This is a genomic window from Microbacterium sp. LMC-P-041 (assembly GCF_030209555.1).
In the GTDB taxonomy this organism is placed as follows: Bacteria; Actinomycetota; Actinomycetes; order Actinomycetales; family Microbacteriaceae; genus Microbacterium.
This window is the reverse complement of the sequence record NZ_JARVRV010000004.1, coordinates 23782-39152: the sequence shown is the minus strand read 5'-3', so window position 1 is coordinate 39152 and position 15371 is coordinate 23782. Positions and strand designations below refer to the sequence as shown.

Genomic DNA, 15371 nt, shown 5'->3' with positions numbered 1-15371 from the left:
AGTCAGTGCGCTGTCGCGATCCCGACCGCGTCGTGCACGATCACGGACGCGACCCTCGCGCCGGCCCCCGCGGCGACGATCAGCTGCTGAGGGCCGGGGATCGCCGCATCGCCGGCGGCGTAGAGCCCCGGGACGTCGGTGCGCCCCGACCGGTCGGTGACGAGGTGCCCGTCGTGGTCGATGGCAGGTGCGAAGCCGCGGAGGAACGACAGATCGGTCTCCCACTCGGGGCGCACGAAGCCGCCCTCGACCGCGACGACGGTGCCGTCGGTCAGTCTGATCGCCTCGATGCGGCCGCGGTCGCCGACGAGCTCGGCGATGGGAAGCCGCTGCACGGCCACCCCGGAGGCGGCGAGCTCGGTTTCTTCGGCGGGGCTGACGGTGTCGGCTCCGAGGGTGAAGATCGTGAGATCCTCGGTCCAGCGCGCGATGAGGCGGGCTCGCTCGGCGATGTCGGGGGTCTCGCCGATGAGCGCGAGTCGTCGGCCGCGCAGCTCCCACGCGTCGCAGGCGGCGCAGCTGAACAGGCTGATGCCGTAGAAGCCGCGGAGGTTGGGGACGTCGGGGAGGGTCTCGCGCAGGCCCGTCGCGAGCAGCACGGTCCGGGCGGTCACCACGTCGGTGGGATCCTTGCGCCCCACGGATGCCGTGAACCCGCCGGCCGCATCGGCATCCGCATCTGCATCCGTTCTGCGGAGTTCGAGCACCCTGACGCGTGTGCGCACCTCGATGTTCGGGTACGCGGCGAGCTCTTCGCGGGCCATGCGACGCAGCTCGTGAGGGGCGACTCCGTCACGGGTGAGGAAGCCGTGGGAGTTCAGCGTGGCGGCGTTGCGCGGGCGATCGGCGTCGACCACGAGCACCCGCATGAGCGAACGGCCGAGATTCAGGGCGGCGGAGAGGCCGGCGGGGCCGCCGCCGATCACGAGCACGTCGTAGGTGTCCGCCTCAGCAATTCGCACGTCCTCAGTCTGCCATCTCGGAGCTGAGGGTCGCCTAACTCGCGGTGGCCTCGGCGTGCGGGCTGAGCATGACGACGTCGCCGACGACCACGACCGCGGGGGAGCGCACCTGCCGCTCGGCGGCGAGATGCGCGATCGTCGCGAGCGTGCCGACGGTGACGCGCTGCCGTGCGCCGAACCCGTCCTCGATGATCGCCACGGGGCAGTCCCCGCCGCGCTCGCCGGCCGCGAGGACGTGCGCCGAATGGCCGAGCGTGTTCACGCCCATCAGCAGCACGACGGTGTGGTCGCGTCCGCCACCGAGCGCGACGATCTGATCATGTGCGCTGACGACGGTGAACGTCTCGGCGATTCCGCGCTGCGTCAGCGGGATGCCGGCGAGGCCGGGCACCGCGACCGCGCTCGTCACCCCGGCGACCACCTCGACAGGAATGCCGGCCGCCTCGCAGAAGAGCTGCTCTTCGCGACCGCGGCCGAAGACGAACGGATCGCCGCCCTTGAGCCGCACCACGCGGCGCCCGTCCCCGGCCAGCGAGACGAGCAGTGCGTTGATGCCGTCCTGCGGCACCGGGTGGTGACCGGGGAGCTTGCCGACGTCGACCACCTCGGCATCCAGCAGGACTCCGTCCTCGGCGAGCTGCGCGAGCACGGCCCGGGCTCCGAGACGGTCGGCCACGATCACATCGGCCTGCTGCAGCGCACGCAGACCGCGCAGAGTCAGCAGGCCCGCGTCGCCGGGTCCGGCACCGACCAGCGTGACCGTGCCGACCCGGGAGGGCGTGTCCGGGGTCATGCCCGTGCGGCAGTGGCGGGCAGTCGAGCCGCCGCCTCGTCGTATCGGGCGATGACGAGGTCGATCAGCGGCTGCGGCACCGTCACGCCGTCGAGCAGGGGCGCGGTGACGGAGCGTCCTGCGGTCTGCCTGATCGTGAGGTCGAAGAAGAAGCCCTGCGCGAGCAGATAGGTCGAGACGACCGCGTCGGGGTGCGCGGCGATCGATGAGGGCAGGTCGGGCTGCCGGGCCGCGAGATAGGCGAGCTCGACCTTCGCGCCGAGTCGCAGCGAGAGCAGGGAGGCCATGGCCTCGGCATCCGTCACCGACGCGGGGTCGCGAGAGCCCGCCACCGCGAGGATCACCGGCTCGAGCCGTGCCGCGTCGGCGGACGTGGCGGATGCCGCACCTGCTGCCGCGAGTCGATCCGCGAGCACCTCGGCGAGCCGGGGGTCGGGTCCCATCGCGTCGCTGACGACGGCGTCCGGCTTCTTCGCCGCCATCCCGTGCAGGTCGTGGTGCACGTGGAAGCCGCGCGACAGCAGCAGCGGCACGATCACGACCGGCCCCTCGATCGTCGGAAGGAGGTCGGCGGCATCGGGCTGCTGCACGTCGACGAAGGCGCTGCGCACCTCGACGTCGGGAAGCGCGGCGGCGACCGCATCGACCAGGTCGGCGATCGCCCGGGCACCCTCGGCATCCGAGGTGCCGTGCGAGACGGCGAGCAGGATGGGGCGGCTCATGGTGCGACTGTAGGCGAGCCGTGTGACGACGGTGTTTCGAGGATCTCGCGGCACCTCGGGTGCGAATGTGCGCGTCTGGTCGCAAAGTTGAGCCGGGTTGTATCAACTTCATTTGACAGCCTCGGGGGGTCGGAGTACAGTTGAGTCATCGCGACTCAGGTTTCCCTGATCGCCCCGGATTTCCAGACCCACATCAACCTCAGCAACAAAGGAGAATCACATGGCACGTGCTGTTGGAATCGACCTCGGTACGACGAACTCCGTCGTCAGTGTCCTCGAAGGTGGCGAGCCCAAGGTCATCGCCAACGCCGAGGGCTTCCGCACCACCCCCTCGGTCGTCGCATTCACGAAGGACGGCGAGGTGCTCGTCGGTGAGACCGCGAAGCGCCAGGCCGTCACGAACGTCGATCGCACCATCGCATCCGTCAAGCGTCACGTCGGCACCGACTGGACGTTCGACGTCGACGGCAAGAAGTGGACGCCGCAGGAGATCTCCGCGCGCATCCTCCAGAAGCTCAAGCGCGACGCCGAGTCCTACCTGGGCGACACGGTGACGGATGCCGTCATCACCGTCCCCGCGTACTTCAACGACGCCGAGCGTCAGGCCACCAAGGAGGCCGGTGAGATCGCGGGCCTCAACGTCCTGCGCATCATCAACGAGCCGACCGCCGCAGCCCTCGCCTACGGCCTCGACAAGGGCAAGGAGGACGAGCTCATCCTGGTCTTCGACCTGGGTGGCGGAACCTTCGACGTCTCGCTCCTCGAGGTGGGCAAGGACGACGACTTCTCGACGATCCAGGTGCGCTCCACCGCGGGTGACAACCGCCTCGGCGGTGACGACTGGGACCAGCGTCTCGTCGACCACCTGATCAAGCAGTTCAAGGAGACCACGGGCGTCGACGTCTCGGGCGACAAGATCGCTCTGCAGCGTCTCAAGGAGGCGGCTGAGCAGGCGAAGAAGGAGCTCTCCTCCTCGACCAGCACCAGCATCAACCTGCCGTACCTGTCGCTGACCGAGTCGGGCCCCGTCTCGCTCTCCGAGACCATCACCCGCGCGAAGTTCGAGGACCTCACCAAGGACCTCCTCGACCGCACCAAGAAGCCGTTCGAGGATGTCATCCGCGAAGCCGGCATCAAGGTCGCCGACATCGATCACATCGTGCTCGTGGGTGGATCGACCCGTATGCCCGCCGTCGCCGAGCTCGTCAAGCGCGAGACCGGCAAGGAGGCCAACAAGGGCGTCAACCCCGATGAGGTCGTCGCCGTGGGCGCAGCCCTCCAGGCCGGTGTCCTCAAGGGTGAGCGCAAGGACGTGCTGCTCATCGACGTCACGCCCCTCAGCCTCGGAATCGAGACCAAGGGCGGCATGATGACCAAGCTCATCGAGCGCAACACGGCCATCCCGACCAAGCGCAGCGAGACCTTCACCACGGCAGACGACAACCAGCCGTCCGTCGCGATCCAGGTCTTCCAGGGCGAGCGCGACTTCACCCGCGACAACAAGCCGCTGGGAACGTTCGAGCTCACCGGAATCGCCCCGGCTCCCCGCGGCATCCCACAGATCGAGGTCACGTTCGACATCGACGCCAACGGCATCGTGCACGTGTCCGCCAAGGACAAGGGCACGGGCACGGAGAAGTCGATCGTCATCTCCGGCGGCTCGTCGCTGTCGAAGGAGGACATCGAGCGCATGGTGCGCGAGGCCGAGGAGCACGCGGCTGAAGACAAGGCACGCCGCGAGGCCGCCGAGGTCCGCAACCAGGCCGAGACGCTCGCGTACTCGATCGACAAGCTGATCACCGAGAACGACGAGAAGCTGCCCGAAGACGTCAAGACCGAGGTCAAGGCCGACGTCGACGCTCTGAAGACGGCTCTGGCCGGCGAGGACGACGAGGCCGTGAAGACCGCGTTCGACAAGCTGAACCAGTCGCAGGGCAAGATCGGCGAGGCCATCTACGCACAGTCCCAGGCAGAGGGCGCTCCGAGCGCCGACGCCGCGGGCGAGGCTCCGGCCGATGACACCTCCTCCGACGAGGACGTCATCGATGCCGAGGTCGTCGACGACGAGGACGAGAAGAAGTAATCATGACGGACAAGAACTTCGAAGGTGACGACGAGGTTCGCAGCGAGGGGTCGGATGCTCAGGCATCCGGCCCCGCGCCGCAGAATCCCGACTCGCGCGAGGCCGCGGCCGCGGAAGGATCCGACGAGACGCCGGTCGACGGCGCCCCCGACGATCTGACGGTCGATGACATCCTCGGCGCCACCCAGACCGGCGAGGCCGCAGCAGAGGATGCTGTGCTCGCCGACCTGGAGTCGACGCTGCTGAACGACCTCAAGCGCCTCCAGGCCGAATACGCCAACTACCGCCGCCGCACCGAAGAGCAGCGCCAGGTCGAGATCGAGCGAGCGAAGGGCGAGGCCGCCAAGGGCCTCATCCCCGTGCTCGACGATCTCGACCGCGCCGCGCAGCACGGTGACCTGGTCGAGGGGACTCCCTTCGCCGTCATCGCCGGCAAGGTGCGCGCGGTCGTCGAGCGTCTCGGTGTCGTCTCGTACGGCGAGAAGGGCGAGGAATTCGACCCGCAGCGTCACGAGGCGATCTTCCAGCAGCCCACCCCGGGCGCCGACAAGACCACGGTGCTCGAGGTCGTCGAGGTGGGCTACCGCCTCGGTGACGTCGAGCTGCGTCCCGCGAAGGTCGTCGTCGCCGTACCCGCAGAGTAGGTGATCGATGGCTAGCCAGGACTGGTTCGACAAGGACTTCTACAAGACCCTCGGGGTCACGAAGGACGTCAGCGACGCTGATCTCAAGAAGACGTACCGCAAGCTCGCTCGCAAGTATCACCCCGATTCCAATCAGGGTGATGAGAAGGCGGAGGCGAAGTTCAAAGAGGTCAGCGAGGCGTACTCCGTGCTCTCTGACGCCGAACAGCGCAAGGAGTACGACGAGATCCGCGCGATGGGCTCGGGCGCACGCTTCACGGCGAGCGGCGCGGGCGCGGGCGGCTTCGAAGACGTCTTCAGCCGGTTCGGGCAGCAGGGGCGCGGGCAGCAGCAGTCCGCCGACTTCGAGGACATCTTCGCGATGTTCAACCAGGGTCAGGGCGGCTCGTTCGGCTCCGGTCGGTTCGGGCAGACCTCCGGCGGATACCGCGGTTTCGGCGGACCCCAGAAGGGGGCCGACGTCACGGCGCGCACCACGCTCGACTTCGTGACGGCCGTGCAGGGCGAGACGATCACCCTGCAGGGCGAAGACGGCAAGCCGTTCAAGGTCAAGATCCCCGCGGGCGTCGCCGACGGTCAGAAGATCCGGCTGCGCGGCCGCGGGCGTCCCTCGCCCGACGGCGGCGAGAGCGGCGACGTGGTGGTCCAGATCGCTGTGCGACCGCATCCCGTCTTCACCCGTGAGGGGCTGAACTTGCGCGTCATCGTGCCGGTGACCTTCACGGAGGCCGCCCTCGGCGCGACCATCGAGGTTCCCACTCTGAGCGGCGACACGGTCAAGCTCCGTGTCGCGCCCGGTACGCCGTCCGGACGCGTTCTGCGCGTCAAGGGGCGTGGGGTCACGACCTCGAAGGGCACCGGCGACCTGCTCGCCGAGCTGCAGATCGCGGTGCCGTCGCACCTCGATGAAGCCGCTCGGGAGGCGCTGGAGAAGTTCCAGGCGCTCGAGCCCTCGGAGAATCCGCGGGCCGACCTGATGGCCAAGGCCCGCCGCTAGAGAACCGCAACACCTGATGATGACGAACGCGAACACCGAGGAAGAGGTGAGGGAACATGGCTGACCAGCACATGGATGCCGACACCCCGGTGTTCGCGATCGCCGTCGCCGCCCAGCTCTCGGGGCTGCACCCGCAGACCCTGCGACAGTACGACCGCATCGGGCTCGTCGTGCCCGGCCGGACGTCCGGCGGCTCACGCCGATATTCGACCCGCAACATCGAGCAGCTCCGCGAAGTCGCTCAGCTGTCGTCGGAAGGCGTCAGCCTTCCTGCGATCGCACGCCTTCTCGACCTCGAAGACGAGAACCGGATGCTGCGCCGCCGCGTCGCCGAACTCGACGCCGCTCTGCGCGCCGAGCGTGAGAACCGCCCGGGCATGCGCGTCTTCGCAGCAGGATCCGCCGGTGTCATCCCGATGCCCAGTGGTCGCCGCATGCGTCGATCGGCCGAGGTCGTGCTCTGGCATCCGGGCAGCGGCCGGGGCTGACAGCTCGCGGCTCGCAGGGTGCAGCCGGCACGCGTCGTCCACCCGCGCGCGGTATCGTTGCGACACGATGAGGATGACGCGTCGCACACTGCTGATCGGCGCCGGAGCCGGTGTCCTGGGAGTCCTGCTGGCCTCCTGCACGCCCGAGCCGGTGCCGTCTCCCACGCCCGATCGCTCGCCGACTCCGAAGCCGACCGCCGGGTCGATCACGCCCGCGGCGTTCGCCCGCAGCTCCTGGACGACCGACCCGTTCGCGCTGGGCGCCGCGAGCTTCACTCCCGTCGGCACGCAGGCGAGTGCCCGCGAGGCGCTGGCCGAGCCGATCGACGACCGCCTGTTCATCTCCGGCGAGGCGACGGATGTCGACGCGCCGGGCACGATCGCGGCTGCGCTCCGATCTGGAGACCGGGCCGCCGATCAGCTCCTCCGCGCGGCCGACAGCGGTGAGCGTGTGGCGATCGTCGGTGCAGGACTCGCGGGTGCGGCCGCCGCAGCCCGCCTCGTCGCCGAGGGGCTGCAGGTCACGGTGTTCGAGGCCCGCGACCGCGTCGGCGGACGCGTCCAGTCCGTGGTCGACGACAAGGCCTGGCCGTTCCCCGCTCAGCTGGGCGGCTGGCTGCTCGGGTCCTCCGACGACGTCCTGCTCGACGCTCTCAACGCCCTCGACATCCGCACGGTTCCGGTCACCGGCTCGCTGTGGCGGTCGACCGACGGCGACGTCGAGCCGGTGCCGATCGAGCCGGTGCAGGCCGCCATAGCGACTGCCCAGCAGGGCCTGACCGACGCGTCTCTCGACGACGCGCTCGCGGCGGCGGGTGCCGACCTCGAGGAGCCGGGGCTGGCAGCACTGCTCGCCTCGGTGGCCGCCAGTGCCGGCGCCGATGCGTCCGATGTCTCGACGTGGTTCCCCCCGCGACTGCCGGTCGACGAGATGGTGGCGCCACTCGGCGACCTCACCCCGGCGATCGAGGGGCTGCTCGAGGGTGCGAAGCTGAGCCTCTCGTCGCCGGTCAGTCGCGTCGCCTACGACGAAGCGGGAGTCAGCCTCGGCATCGCCTCGGGCGAATCGCTGTCGTTCGACCGCGTGCTGATCACGGTGCCGCTCGGTGTGCTGAAGAGCGAGGGCCTGCAGTTCTCTCCCGCATTGCCCTTCGGTCACCGCGGAGCGATCGCCGAACTCGGCATGGGGCGCATCGAGACGGTGTGGCTGCGCTTCGAGGATCCGTTGATCGTGGCCGAGCCCGAGCCCGAGCCCGAGCCCGAGGAAGGCGCCGATGCAGCGGATGCCTCCGCCACCACGCTCTGGCATGTGGTCGGCGGCGATGCGCTGATCCGCACGTGGATCAACCTCGCACCGGCCACCGGCGAGAACGTCGTGGTGGGCATCGTCGGCGGAGAAGCGGCGGGCACATTCGCCGAGCTGAACGACCAGAAGGCGGTCGAGGCCGCGATCGCCTCGCTCGCGCCCTTCCTCAGTGCCCCTGCCTGATCGCACGAGCCTGCTCGCCCCCTGCCTGATCACGCGAGCCTGATCCTGCCGGCACGAGCGTGCTCAGACCTCCGGCCGCTCGTGGCCGCGCCGTCGCATCCTGCTGACGAGCACGATCACCGTCGCGACGAGAGCGAAGATCGCCAGGGCCACTGCGCTGGTGATCAGGAACTCGGGCGGGCCGGACACCTGCCGCGGGTCGAGGAAGTAATACGGGTACCAGCCCACCGACGGTCCGCGCCACATGGTGACGCCGCCCCAGGCGAGCGGGAAGGTGAGCGCCGTCGGCACCACCCACCACGGCACCCCGCGGTGCCCGGGGGTGAGCACCCAGGCGAGGGCGGTGCAGGCCGGCAGGTAGAAGTGCAGCACCTGGTCCGACCAGGGCACGTCGACGCGGATGCCGCGCAGACCCGCCTGCCAGACGATGAGCGCGAAGGCGAGCCCTGCCGTGATGGTCCAGGTGAGCACGAGGGCCAGAGCCACGGTGAACCAGCGGGGGTCCGTCGCCCGGATGAAGGCGAGCACCGTGCCGATCAGCAGCACGACCACGAGGGCGCAGTTGGACTGCACGGTGAGATAGGCGAAGAAGTTCTCGCCGGCGATCGTCCGCGAGCTCAGACCCCAGAAGAGGCGGTGCACGAGGGCGACGGTGCAGACGGCTGCTGTCGTCAGGCGCAGCACGCCGAACACCGATCGTGCCCTCACCTTCGCCTCTGCCCCTTTCCGGCTGTGCCCGATGTTCCCGTATATCGCGCATCATGCCATCCGGCGAGTCTACGGAAGAGAACGGGGCGGGCGTCTGCCCCGCGACTCGTACAGGAGACGGAAAAGTCGTCTTCATAGCGTGGATGCAGGGATCGCCCCTGCTCCGCGCCTGGCGCGCGGTGTCCTGCCACGAAGGAACACCTCCTCATGACGAACACCACCCGCCCCTCTGCCGCCGCCTCGCTGGGACTGCTCGTCCTCCGCGTCGTGGTCGGCGCCGTCTTCGCCGCTCACGGAGCGCAGAAGATCTTCGAGTACACCCTCCCTGGAACCATCGGCAGCTTCGCAGGCATGGGCATCCCTCTGCCCGAGATCGCGGCTCCGGTCGTCGCCTTCATCGAGCTGATCGGCGGCATGCTGCTGGCGCTGGGACTCTTCACGCGCCCCGTCGGCATCCTGCTCGCGATCGACATGATCGTGGCCCTGTTCGCGGTGCACCTTCCGGCTGGCCTCTGGGTCGGCGAGGGCGGCTACGAGTTCGTCGCGGTTCTCGGCGTCGCGGCCCTCGCGCTCGCGTTCACCGGTGCGGGCCGCTTCTCGCTCGACGGCGCCTTCCTGCGCGGTCGGGTTCCCGCCTGGCTCAGCTGAGCGTGCGGGGGAGCGCCCCACGGGGCGTTCCCCCGTCGGTGTGTATCCTGTCAACAGTTAACAGGAGGTCACCGTGACACAGACCGTCAAGCGCGGAGAGTCCCTCGGCGCGCAGGTGGCGCAGGTCCTGCGTCAGCGCATCGTGCGCGGCGAGCTCTCGCCCGGCGCGCGCATCACCGAGGAGGCCCTCGCCGAGGAGTTCTCGGTGAGCAGGGGGCCGATCCGCGACGCCCTCACCCAGCTCAGCTTCGAGAAGCTCGTCGAAGTGCAGCGCCCTCGGGGCGTGTACATCACCGGGCTCTCGCAGGACGACGTGGATCAGCTCTACAGTCTGCGCGGCGCCCTCGAGCAGCTCGCACTGTCGCGCGCCATGAGGGTGGAGGACGACGAGCGCTGGGCATCGATGGCGGCTGCGGTCGATCGCATGAGTGAGGCCGCAGACAGGGGCGATCACGCCGCCTTCGTCGCCGCCGACCTCGAGTTCCACTCCGAGATCTACGTCCTCGCCGACCATCCGCGTCTGCAGGGCGCGTGGAGTCAGTACCTGCCGACCTTCGCGTCGCTCCTCGAGGTGACCATCAACCACGACGACGACCTCCACGAGTCGTCCGACGACCACATGAAGCTCATGGAGGTGATGCGCTCCGGCAGCCCCGACGAGGCTGCGGCGGTGCTCACCGCCCACCTCGACGGCGCACGCGACCGGATGCTCAGCGAGCTCGCCGACCGACCCGCCTGACGGCGCCTGCGCGTCGGATCTCTGACGGTCTCCGACAGATCTCCGTCCGGATCAGGCGGGAGGCGTCAGGCGACGACGCAGCACCCAGGTGTTGCCGGTCGCATCGCCGCTGTGCTCGAAATCGTCGAGCACAGCGCTCGACAGGGCGAGGCCGCGTCCGCTCTCGCTGTCGACGCCGGGCATCGTGACCGCATCCCAGTCGATCCTGGCCGGATCGGCCGTGTCGACGAAGGTCGCGACGAGGTCGTCGGAGCCGACCTCGATGTCGACCTCGACGGTGATGCCGACATCCGGCTCGCCCTGCGCGTCAGCGTGCGTGGCGATGTTCGTCGACACCTCGCTGACCGCCAGTGCGAACAGTGTGCGGTCCTCGGGCGCCACATGCGGGGCGGACTCCCAGAGGGCGTCCAGGGCGTCGAGGACGTGCTCGACGAAGGCGGGGCCGGCGAGGCCCGCGACGTGCGCCCGGCGCTCCTCAACGCCCATCGAACGCCGTCTCGGGTGTCGGGTGGTCGAGCAGCACGCGGTCGAGATTCGTCAGGTGCAGCACCGTCCGCACCGCCTCGGGCACTGCCGCGATGCGCAGATCGCCGCCGGCGACCCTGGCGCTCTTCAGACCGCCGACGAGGGCTCCCAGCCCCGACGAATCGACGAACTGCAGGTCGGCCATGTCGATCACGATCCTCGACTCGCCTCCGGCCACGAGGTCGTTCACCGCCTTGCGGAGCAGCGGTGCTCCCGTCGCCGTGAGGCGTCCGGACAGGGAGATCACGGCGAAGCCGTCCCTGATGTCAGTGCTGAGATCCATGGTTCTCCTCCTCGAGGGTTCGGGCCGGTCCGCGGTAGCGGGCGGCTTGGATGATGACGCTGAGCACGACGAGGTCGTACAGCACCCACACCGTGTTGACCAGGGTGCCGGTGCCGTCGCCCGTTCCGATGACGACGCGGGTGATCCCGATCACGAGCGCCACGCTGAGCACGACCATCGCGGTCAGCTGCGGCCAGATCTCGCGCCACGGCACTCCTCGCGGATCCCGTCCGTCCTTGCGCGTGACGGCGAACGACAGGGGGCGGCCGAAGACCACGTTCGCGAACGCCGTCCAGCATGCGCGGATCCAGACCGGGAACAGCGCGAGCGAATACTGCTGCCCGCGCCAGGTTCTCAGCCCCTTGGCGACCACGAGGAACAGCAGCTGGTTGACGAGGAAGTAGGGCAGGAACCGCACGAAGAAGTCGACCGACCAGGCGGTCACGGGAAGCACGCCGAACACCAGGTAGACGACCGGCGCCGTGAGATAGATCACGGCGGCGAACCCCGAGAGATAGCTCCACATCGTGGCGAAGTACATCAGCCGCTGCCCGATCGACAGTCCGCGCTTCGCGAGCGGGTTGTCGCGCAGCATCACCTGCAGCGTGCCCTGCGCCCAGCGCAGGCGCTGCGTCAGCATCGTCCGCAGATCCTCGGGCGCGAGGCCCTTCGCCAGGATCTCGTGGTGGTAGACGCTGCGCCAGCCGAGCGAGTGCAGCTGCATCGCGGTGGCCATGTCCTCCGTGACCGAGATCGTGGCGAGCGGAAGGATCGGCTGCGCCTCGTCGCCGCGGTCGAGGCGGAGAGCGTCGAGCAGCGCTCGTACGGCGTCGAGAGCAGTGATCGGCGACAGATCCGACTGGGCGAGCGCCGTCAGGCCCGCCTCGTCGACGACGATCGCGTCGAGTTGCGCATCGTGGGCGATCGGCAGGGAGCCCAGCTCCGCGAGGTCGGATCTGATGCCGGCGAGGTCCTTGGCGACCAGGATCACCGAGGCGTTGTGCACCGCAGCCAGCACCGCGTCGGCGACCTCGCGCACGGGCGCGCCGCCGGCGAGATCACGACGGCTCTGGCCGATCGTCACGTGCAGTGCGAAAAGCTCGCGACGCAGTTCGGGATCGGATGCCGAGCGCATCTCCTTCTCGACCAGGGTCTCGGAGGTGCGCAGCGCGCGAGCCGCGGTGTCCGTCACCTCGCGCACGTAGCCGATGATGCCGAGCTGCATCAGGGCGTCGCGACGGAGCACGGCGTTCGATCCGCAGAAGAACGCCGCGTTCCAGCCGTCCTTGCCCTGCTGGATCGGGCCGTAGAACAGCGGCGCCTGGCTGCCGAGCGGATCGGCCTCGTCGACGTTGACGAACCACTGCGGGGTCTGCACCACGGCGACCTCCGGGTCGTCGGCGAAGTACCCGAGCGTGCGGTGCAGGATTAGCGGATCGGGGATCTGATCCGCGTCGAGGATGAGGAGGAACTCCCCGTCGGTCTCGAAGAGCGCGCTGTTGAGGTTGCCCGCCTTCGCGTGACGGGGCTTGCCCATCCAGTCGTCGGAGCGGGTGAGGTAGCCGATGTCGGCGTCGCGGGCGGCCCGCTCGAGCTCGGGTCGGGCACCGTCGTCGAGGATCCAGGTGGTGTGCGGATAGGCGATCCCGCGCGCTGCTCGCGCGGTCGTCATCACGAGCTCGATCGGCTCGTTGTACGTCGCGATGAACACGTCGACCGTGCCCTGAGGCGGCGACACGGGAGCCGGCCGCTCTTTGGCCCGCCACATCGTGAGACAGAAGAGGAAGGTGTCGATCAGGCTGTAGGTCTCTGCGATCACCAGGGGCACGGCGATCCACCACGCCGACCAGTTCACCGATTCGAGCCAGCGCCACGCGACGTAGTTCACACCGAGCAGCACGGACAGCACCGCGATGATGCGGATCGCGGCGAAGCGGGCGGTCATGCGTCGCGCCGCACCACGACCACGGTGATGTCGTCGGTCGCTCGATCGTCCGAGATGAGCTGCAGCGCCTCGTTGATCGCCCCATCGGGACCGAGCGCGTCGAGCACGCGGGCCACGTGGGCGAACGGGTCATCGGCGTCGAGCACGTCGAGCAGGCCGTCGCTGCAGCACACGAAGGCGTCTCCGGGTTCGAGGCGCGTGCTCCGGGACTCCCGAGCATCCTGGTCCGGAAGGGCGGCGCCCATCCCCAGGGGGAGGCCGGTCGAGCGAAGGTGCTCCCACGAGCCGTCGGCTCGGAGGATGAACGCGAGGCTGTGCCCGGCGTCGATCACCTCGAGATCGCCGGTCTCGGGCTGCAGCTCGGCGTGGACCGCCGTCACGAACATCGTCGTCTCGGAGAGGTCCTCCTCGAGCAGCCGGTCGGCGTCGGCGACGGCCTCGGCGATGCTGCGCTCGGGAGCGGTGCGCAGTGAGGCGCGCACGCCCGCGGCGATGATGGCGGGACCCGTGCCCTTGCCCATCGCGTCGGCGAGGGTGATGCGCAGCGCGCCGCCGTGGAGGCGGAGGTCGTAGAAGTCACCCGCCAGGCGGCCACGCGAGGCGCCCCCGCCCGCGATCGTGTAGCCGGCGATGGTGGGGAGCGAGTGCGGTCGCAGCGCGCTCTGGATCAGAGTGGCCTGATCGAGCTCGGCGTCGGCCGCGAGCTCGGTCTGCACCCAGAAGGCGAGGTCGCGCAGCAGGTCGCGCTGCGCCTCCGAGAAGGTGTGCGGCTCGGTGTCGAGGACGCACAGCGTTCCCACCGGTTCGCCGCCGGGTGCGTGCAGCGGGTGCCCGGCGTAGAACCGGAGGTGCGGATCACCGACCACGAACGGATTCGCCGCGAAGTTCTCGGTCGCGCTGGCATCCTCGATCACCACCGTGCGGTCCTGGCCGACCGTGTAGTCGCAGAACGAATCCTGTCGGGGCGCCTCTCGCCCGCCGAGTCCGATCTCCGACTTGCGCCACTGGCGGTCGCCGTCCAGGAGCGAGACGCTCACCATCGGCATACCGAACATCTGCTGAGCCAGCCTGGCGACCCGATCCACTCGTTCATCCCGTGGTGTGTCCAGGATCCCGAGTTCCTCCAGTGCCTGCTGGCGTCTGCGTTCATCGAACATTGCTCCGCTCCCCTCGTAGCTGCTCTCATCCTCGCACCTGCCGGGGCGCGGATGACAGGCGGTGGCGGAGAGTTGTATACCGGTATCAGTGTTGACTGTTAACAGTCAACACTGATACGGTCAGGGGGTCGACAACAAGGTCGACCCACGTAGAGGAGCAAAGATGCCCCGCAAGCGCATCACCCGGGCCGCCGCCGCTCTCGCGGCCGTCGCCGCCACCGCTCTCGTCCTGTCGGCCTGCACGAAGGTCGAAGAGCGTGAAGACGCGGAATCCGCCTTTCCCGAGAATGACATCCGTCTGATCATCCAGGCGAACCCGGGCGGTGGATCCGACCTGTCGTCGCGTGCCCTCGCGACCGAGCTCGAGGGCATCCTCGGCGTCAGCGTGATCCCCGAGAACATGCCGGGTGCGGCAGGAGCTCTCGCGATGGAATACGTCGGATCGCAGGATCCGGACGGCTACGTCATCGGGTTCGCCCCGGTCGAGATCGCGATGCTCAACACCACGCAGAGCGCGAACGTGCTGCCCGAGGACTTCGACCTGCTGGGCCAGATCATGCTCGCCCCCGGTGTCGTCACGGTCGGCGCGAACAGCGGCATCGAGACTCTGGAAGACCTGGTCGCCCAGGCCGAGGCCGGCGCCGTGACCGTCGCCAACTCCGGCGCGGGTTCCATCTGGGAGGCCGCGACGATCGGCCTCGGCGACGCGACCGGTGCCGCGTTCACGCCGGTTCCCTACGACGGTGGAGCGACGGCGGTCGCCGCCGCCGCATCCGGTGAGACCGTCGCCGCCGTGTCCGGCCTGGGCGAGGCTCTCGCGCAGGGCGAGGCCGTGCGCATCCTCGCAGTCCTCAACGACGAGCGTCACCCCGACGCCGAGGACGTGCCGACAGCCGACGAGGCGATCGGCGAAGACGTGGTCTTCGGCGGCTGGGGCGGCATCTACGCCCCCAAGGGTCTGCCGGATGACGTGAAGAGCGAGCTCGAGGCCGCCGTCAAGGAGGCCGTCGAGTCCGACACCTACCAGCAGTTCCAGAAGGATGCCGGCAACCTCGTGGTCTACCGCGACTCGGCCGAGTGGACGACGTTCGTGAACGAGCAGTTCGACCTGTTCAAGGACCTCCTGGGCTGACCGGCTCCGACTGCGGGGTCGGCCGCACGTCGGCCCCGCAGTCCGTCGCCGCACGT

16 protein-coding genes are annotated in these 15371 nt (G+C 69.3%); 8 read left to right on the top strand and 8 right to left on the bottom strand.

The genetic code is table 11. The annotated features are described in order from the left end of the window. Positions 1-2: 2 nt before the first annotated feature. The 3 genes from QRN21_RS06525 to QRN21_RS06515 are packed head-to-tail and all read right to left on the bottom strand — an operon-like array spanning position 3 to position 2477. Positions 3-962 (bottom strand): NAD(P)/FAD-dependent oxidoreductase, encoded by a 960-nt coding sequence (locus QRN21_RS06525; protein WP_230100933.1) that lies wholly within the window; start codon positions 960-962, stop codon positions 3-5. Positions 963-996: 34 nt separating this feature from the next. Further along, positions 997-1755 carry a uroporphyrinogen-III C-methyltransferase gene (cobA, locus tag QRN21_RS06520; RefSeq protein WP_056275285.1) on the bottom strand — a complete coding sequence of 253 codons (759 nt, stop codon included), beginning with the start codon at positions 1753-1755 and terminating at the stop codon, positions 997-999. Continuing rightward, a complete protein-coding gene (locus tag QRN21_RS06515; protein WP_056275282.1) occupies positions 1752-2477 on the bottom strand; it encodes a sirohydrochlorin chelatase in 726 nt (241 codons plus the stop codon). Before QRN21_RS06515 ends, cobA begins: the two co-directional genes overlap by 4 nt. Positions 2478-2697: 220 nt before the next feature. On the opposite strand from QRN21_RS06515, the gene dnaK reads away from it, so the two are divergent. The 5 genes from dnaK to QRN21_RS06490 all read left to right on the top strand — a co-directional run bounded on the left by dnaK (position 2698) and on the right by QRN21_RS06490 (position 8178). Further along, entirely contained in the window at positions 2698-4560 is a 1863-nt protein-coding gene (dnaK, locus tag QRN21_RS06510; protein WP_056275280.1) for a molecular chaperone DnaK, read from the top strand. Positions 4561-4562: 2 nt separating this feature from the next. Then, positions 4563-5204 carry a nucleotide exchange factor GrpE gene (locus tag QRN21_RS06505; RefSeq protein WP_053098065.1) on the top strand — a complete coding sequence of 214 codons (642 nt, stop codon included), beginning with the start codon at positions 4563-4565 and terminating at the stop codon, positions 5202-5204. A gap of 7 nt (positions 5205-5211) precedes the next feature. Continuing rightward, positions 5212-6201, top strand: coding sequence for a DnaJ C-terminal domain-containing protein (locus tag QRN21_RS06500; protein ID WP_053098064.1), 990 nt, complete (start codon positions 5212-5214; stop codon positions 6199-6201). A 56-nt stretch (positions 6202-6257) separates the two neighbouring features. Beyond that, positions 6258-6689 (top strand): heat shock protein transcriptional repressor HspR, encoded by a 432-nt coding sequence (locus QRN21_RS06495; RefSeq protein ID WP_053098063.1) that lies wholly within the window; start codon positions 6258-6260, stop codon positions 6687-6689. Positions 6690-6762: 73 nt separating this feature from the next. Beyond that, the gene (locus QRN21_RS06490) at positions 6763-8178 is read left to right on the top strand and encodes an FAD-dependent oxidoreductase (RefSeq protein WP_285363462.1); all 1416 of its coding nucleotides are present in this window, start codon (positions 6763-6765) and stop codon (positions 8176-8178) included. A 63-nt stretch (positions 8179-8241) separates the two neighbouring features. On the opposite strand, the gene QRN21_RS06485 is transcribed toward QRN21_RS06490, so the two are convergent. After that, positions 8242-8886: a Pr6Pr family membrane protein gene (locus QRN21_RS06485; protein ID WP_230100937.1), complete on the bottom strand. Its 645-nt coding sequence runs from the start codon at positions 8884-8886 to the stop codon at positions 8242-8244. Positions 8887-9093: 207 nt separating this feature from the next. Between QRN21_RS06485 and QRN21_RS06480 the strand changes: the two genes are divergently transcribed. Together QRN21_RS06480 and QRN21_RS06475 are read left to right on the top strand one after the other, a co-directional pair. Continuing rightward, positions 9094-9534: a DoxX family protein gene (locus QRN21_RS06480; protein WP_285363461.1), complete on the top strand. Its 441-nt coding sequence runs from the start codon at positions 9094-9096 to the stop codon at positions 9532-9534. Positions 9535-9607: 73 nt separating this feature from the next. Next, on the top strand, positions 9608-10273 hold the full coding sequence (locus tag QRN21_RS06475; protein ID WP_285363460.1) for a GntR family transcriptional regulator: 666 nt from the start codon (positions 9608-9610) through the stop codon (positions 10271-10273). A gap of 51 nt (positions 10274-10324) precedes the next feature. On the opposite strand, the gene QRN21_RS06470 is transcribed toward QRN21_RS06475, so the two are convergent. The 4 genes from QRN21_RS06470 to QRN21_RS06455 are packed head-to-tail and all read right to left on the bottom strand — an operon-like array spanning position 10325 to position 14183. Beyond that, positions 10325-10759, bottom strand: a complete 435-nt coding sequence (locus tag QRN21_RS06470) for an ATP-binding protein (RefSeq protein ID WP_285363459.1) — start codon at positions 10757-10759, stop codon at positions 10325-10327. Beyond that, positions 10749-11081, bottom strand: coding sequence for an STAS domain-containing protein (locus QRN21_RS06465; RefSeq protein WP_053098057.1), 333 nt, complete (start codon positions 11079-11081; stop codon positions 10749-10751). Before QRN21_RS06465 ends, QRN21_RS06470 begins: the two co-directional genes overlap by 11 nt. Then, on the bottom strand, positions 11065-13026 hold the full coding sequence (locus QRN21_RS06460; protein WP_053098056.1) for a glycosyltransferase family 2 protein: 1962 nt from the start codon (positions 13024-13026) through the stop codon (positions 11065-11067). The genes QRN21_RS06465 and QRN21_RS06460 overlap by 17 nt, the downstream gene beginning before the upstream one ends. Further along, positions 13023-14183, bottom strand: a complete 1161-nt coding sequence (locus QRN21_RS06455) for a PP2C family protein-serine/threonine phosphatase (protein ID WP_285363458.1) — start codon at positions 14181-14183, stop codon at positions 13023-13025. The genes QRN21_RS06460 and QRN21_RS06455 overlap by 4 nt, the downstream gene beginning before the upstream one ends. A 163-nt stretch (positions 14184-14346) precedes the next feature. Between QRN21_RS06455 and QRN21_RS06450 the strand changes: the two genes are divergently transcribed. Continuing rightward, positions 14347-15315: a tripartite tricarboxylate transporter substrate binding protein gene (locus QRN21_RS06450; RefSeq protein ID WP_285363457.1), complete on the top strand. Its 969-nt coding sequence runs from the start codon at positions 14347-14349 to the stop codon at positions 15313-15315. Positions 15316-15371: the final 56 nt, after the last annotated feature.

Bases quoted from the DNA above. Each gene is read 5' to 3' on its own strand.
- cobA (WP_056275285.1), bottom strand. From the start codon at position 1,755: ATGACCCCGGACACGCCCTCCCGGGTCGGCACGGTCACGCTGGTCGGT.
- QRN21_RS06515 (WP_056275282.1), bottom strand. From the start codon at position 2,477: ATGAGCCGCCCCATCCTGCTCGCCGTCTCGCACGGCACCTCGGATGCC.
- dnaK (WP_056275280.1), top strand. From the start codon at position 2,698: ATGGCACGTGCTGTTGGAATCGACCTCGGTACGACGAACTCCGTCGTC.
- QRN21_RS06505 (WP_053098065.1), top strand. From the start codon at position 4,563: ATGACGGACAAGAACTTCGAAGGTGACGACGAGGTTCGCAGCGAGGGG.
- QRN21_RS06500 (WP_053098064.1), top strand. From the start codon at position 5,212: ATGGCTAGCCAGGACTGGTTCGACAAGGACTTCTACAAGACCCTCGGG.
- QRN21_RS06495 (WP_053098063.1), top strand. From the start codon at position 6,258: ATGGCTGACCAGCACATGGATGCCGACACCCCGGTGTTCGCGATCGCC.
- QRN21_RS06490 (WP_285363462.1), top strand. From the start codon at position 6,763: ATGACGCGTCGCACACTGCTGATCGGCGCCGGAGCCGGTGTCCTGGGA.
- QRN21_RS06480 (WP_285363461.1), top strand. From the start codon at position 9,094: ATGACGAACACCACCCGCCCCTCTGCCGCCGCCTCGCTGGGACTGCTC.
- QRN21_RS06470 (WP_285363459.1), bottom strand. From the start codon at position 10,759: ATGGGCGTTGAGGAGCGCCGGGCGCACGTCGCGGGCCTCGCCGGCCCC.
- QRN21_RS06465 (WP_053098057.1), bottom strand. From the start codon at position 11,081: ATGGATCTCAGCACTGACATCAGGGACGGCTTCGCCGTGATCTCCCTG.
- QRN21_RS06460 (WP_053098056.1), bottom strand. From the start codon at position 13,026: ATGACCGCCCGCTTCGCCGCGATCCGCATCATCGCGGTGCTGTCCGTG.
- QRN21_RS06455 (WP_285363458.1), bottom strand. From the start codon at position 14,183: ATGTTCGATGAACGCAGACGCCAGCAGGCACTGGAGGAACTCGGGATC.
- QRN21_RS06450 (WP_285363457.1), top strand. From the start codon at position 14,347: ATGCCCCGCAAGCGCATCACCCGGGCCGCCGCCGCTCTCGCGGCCGTC.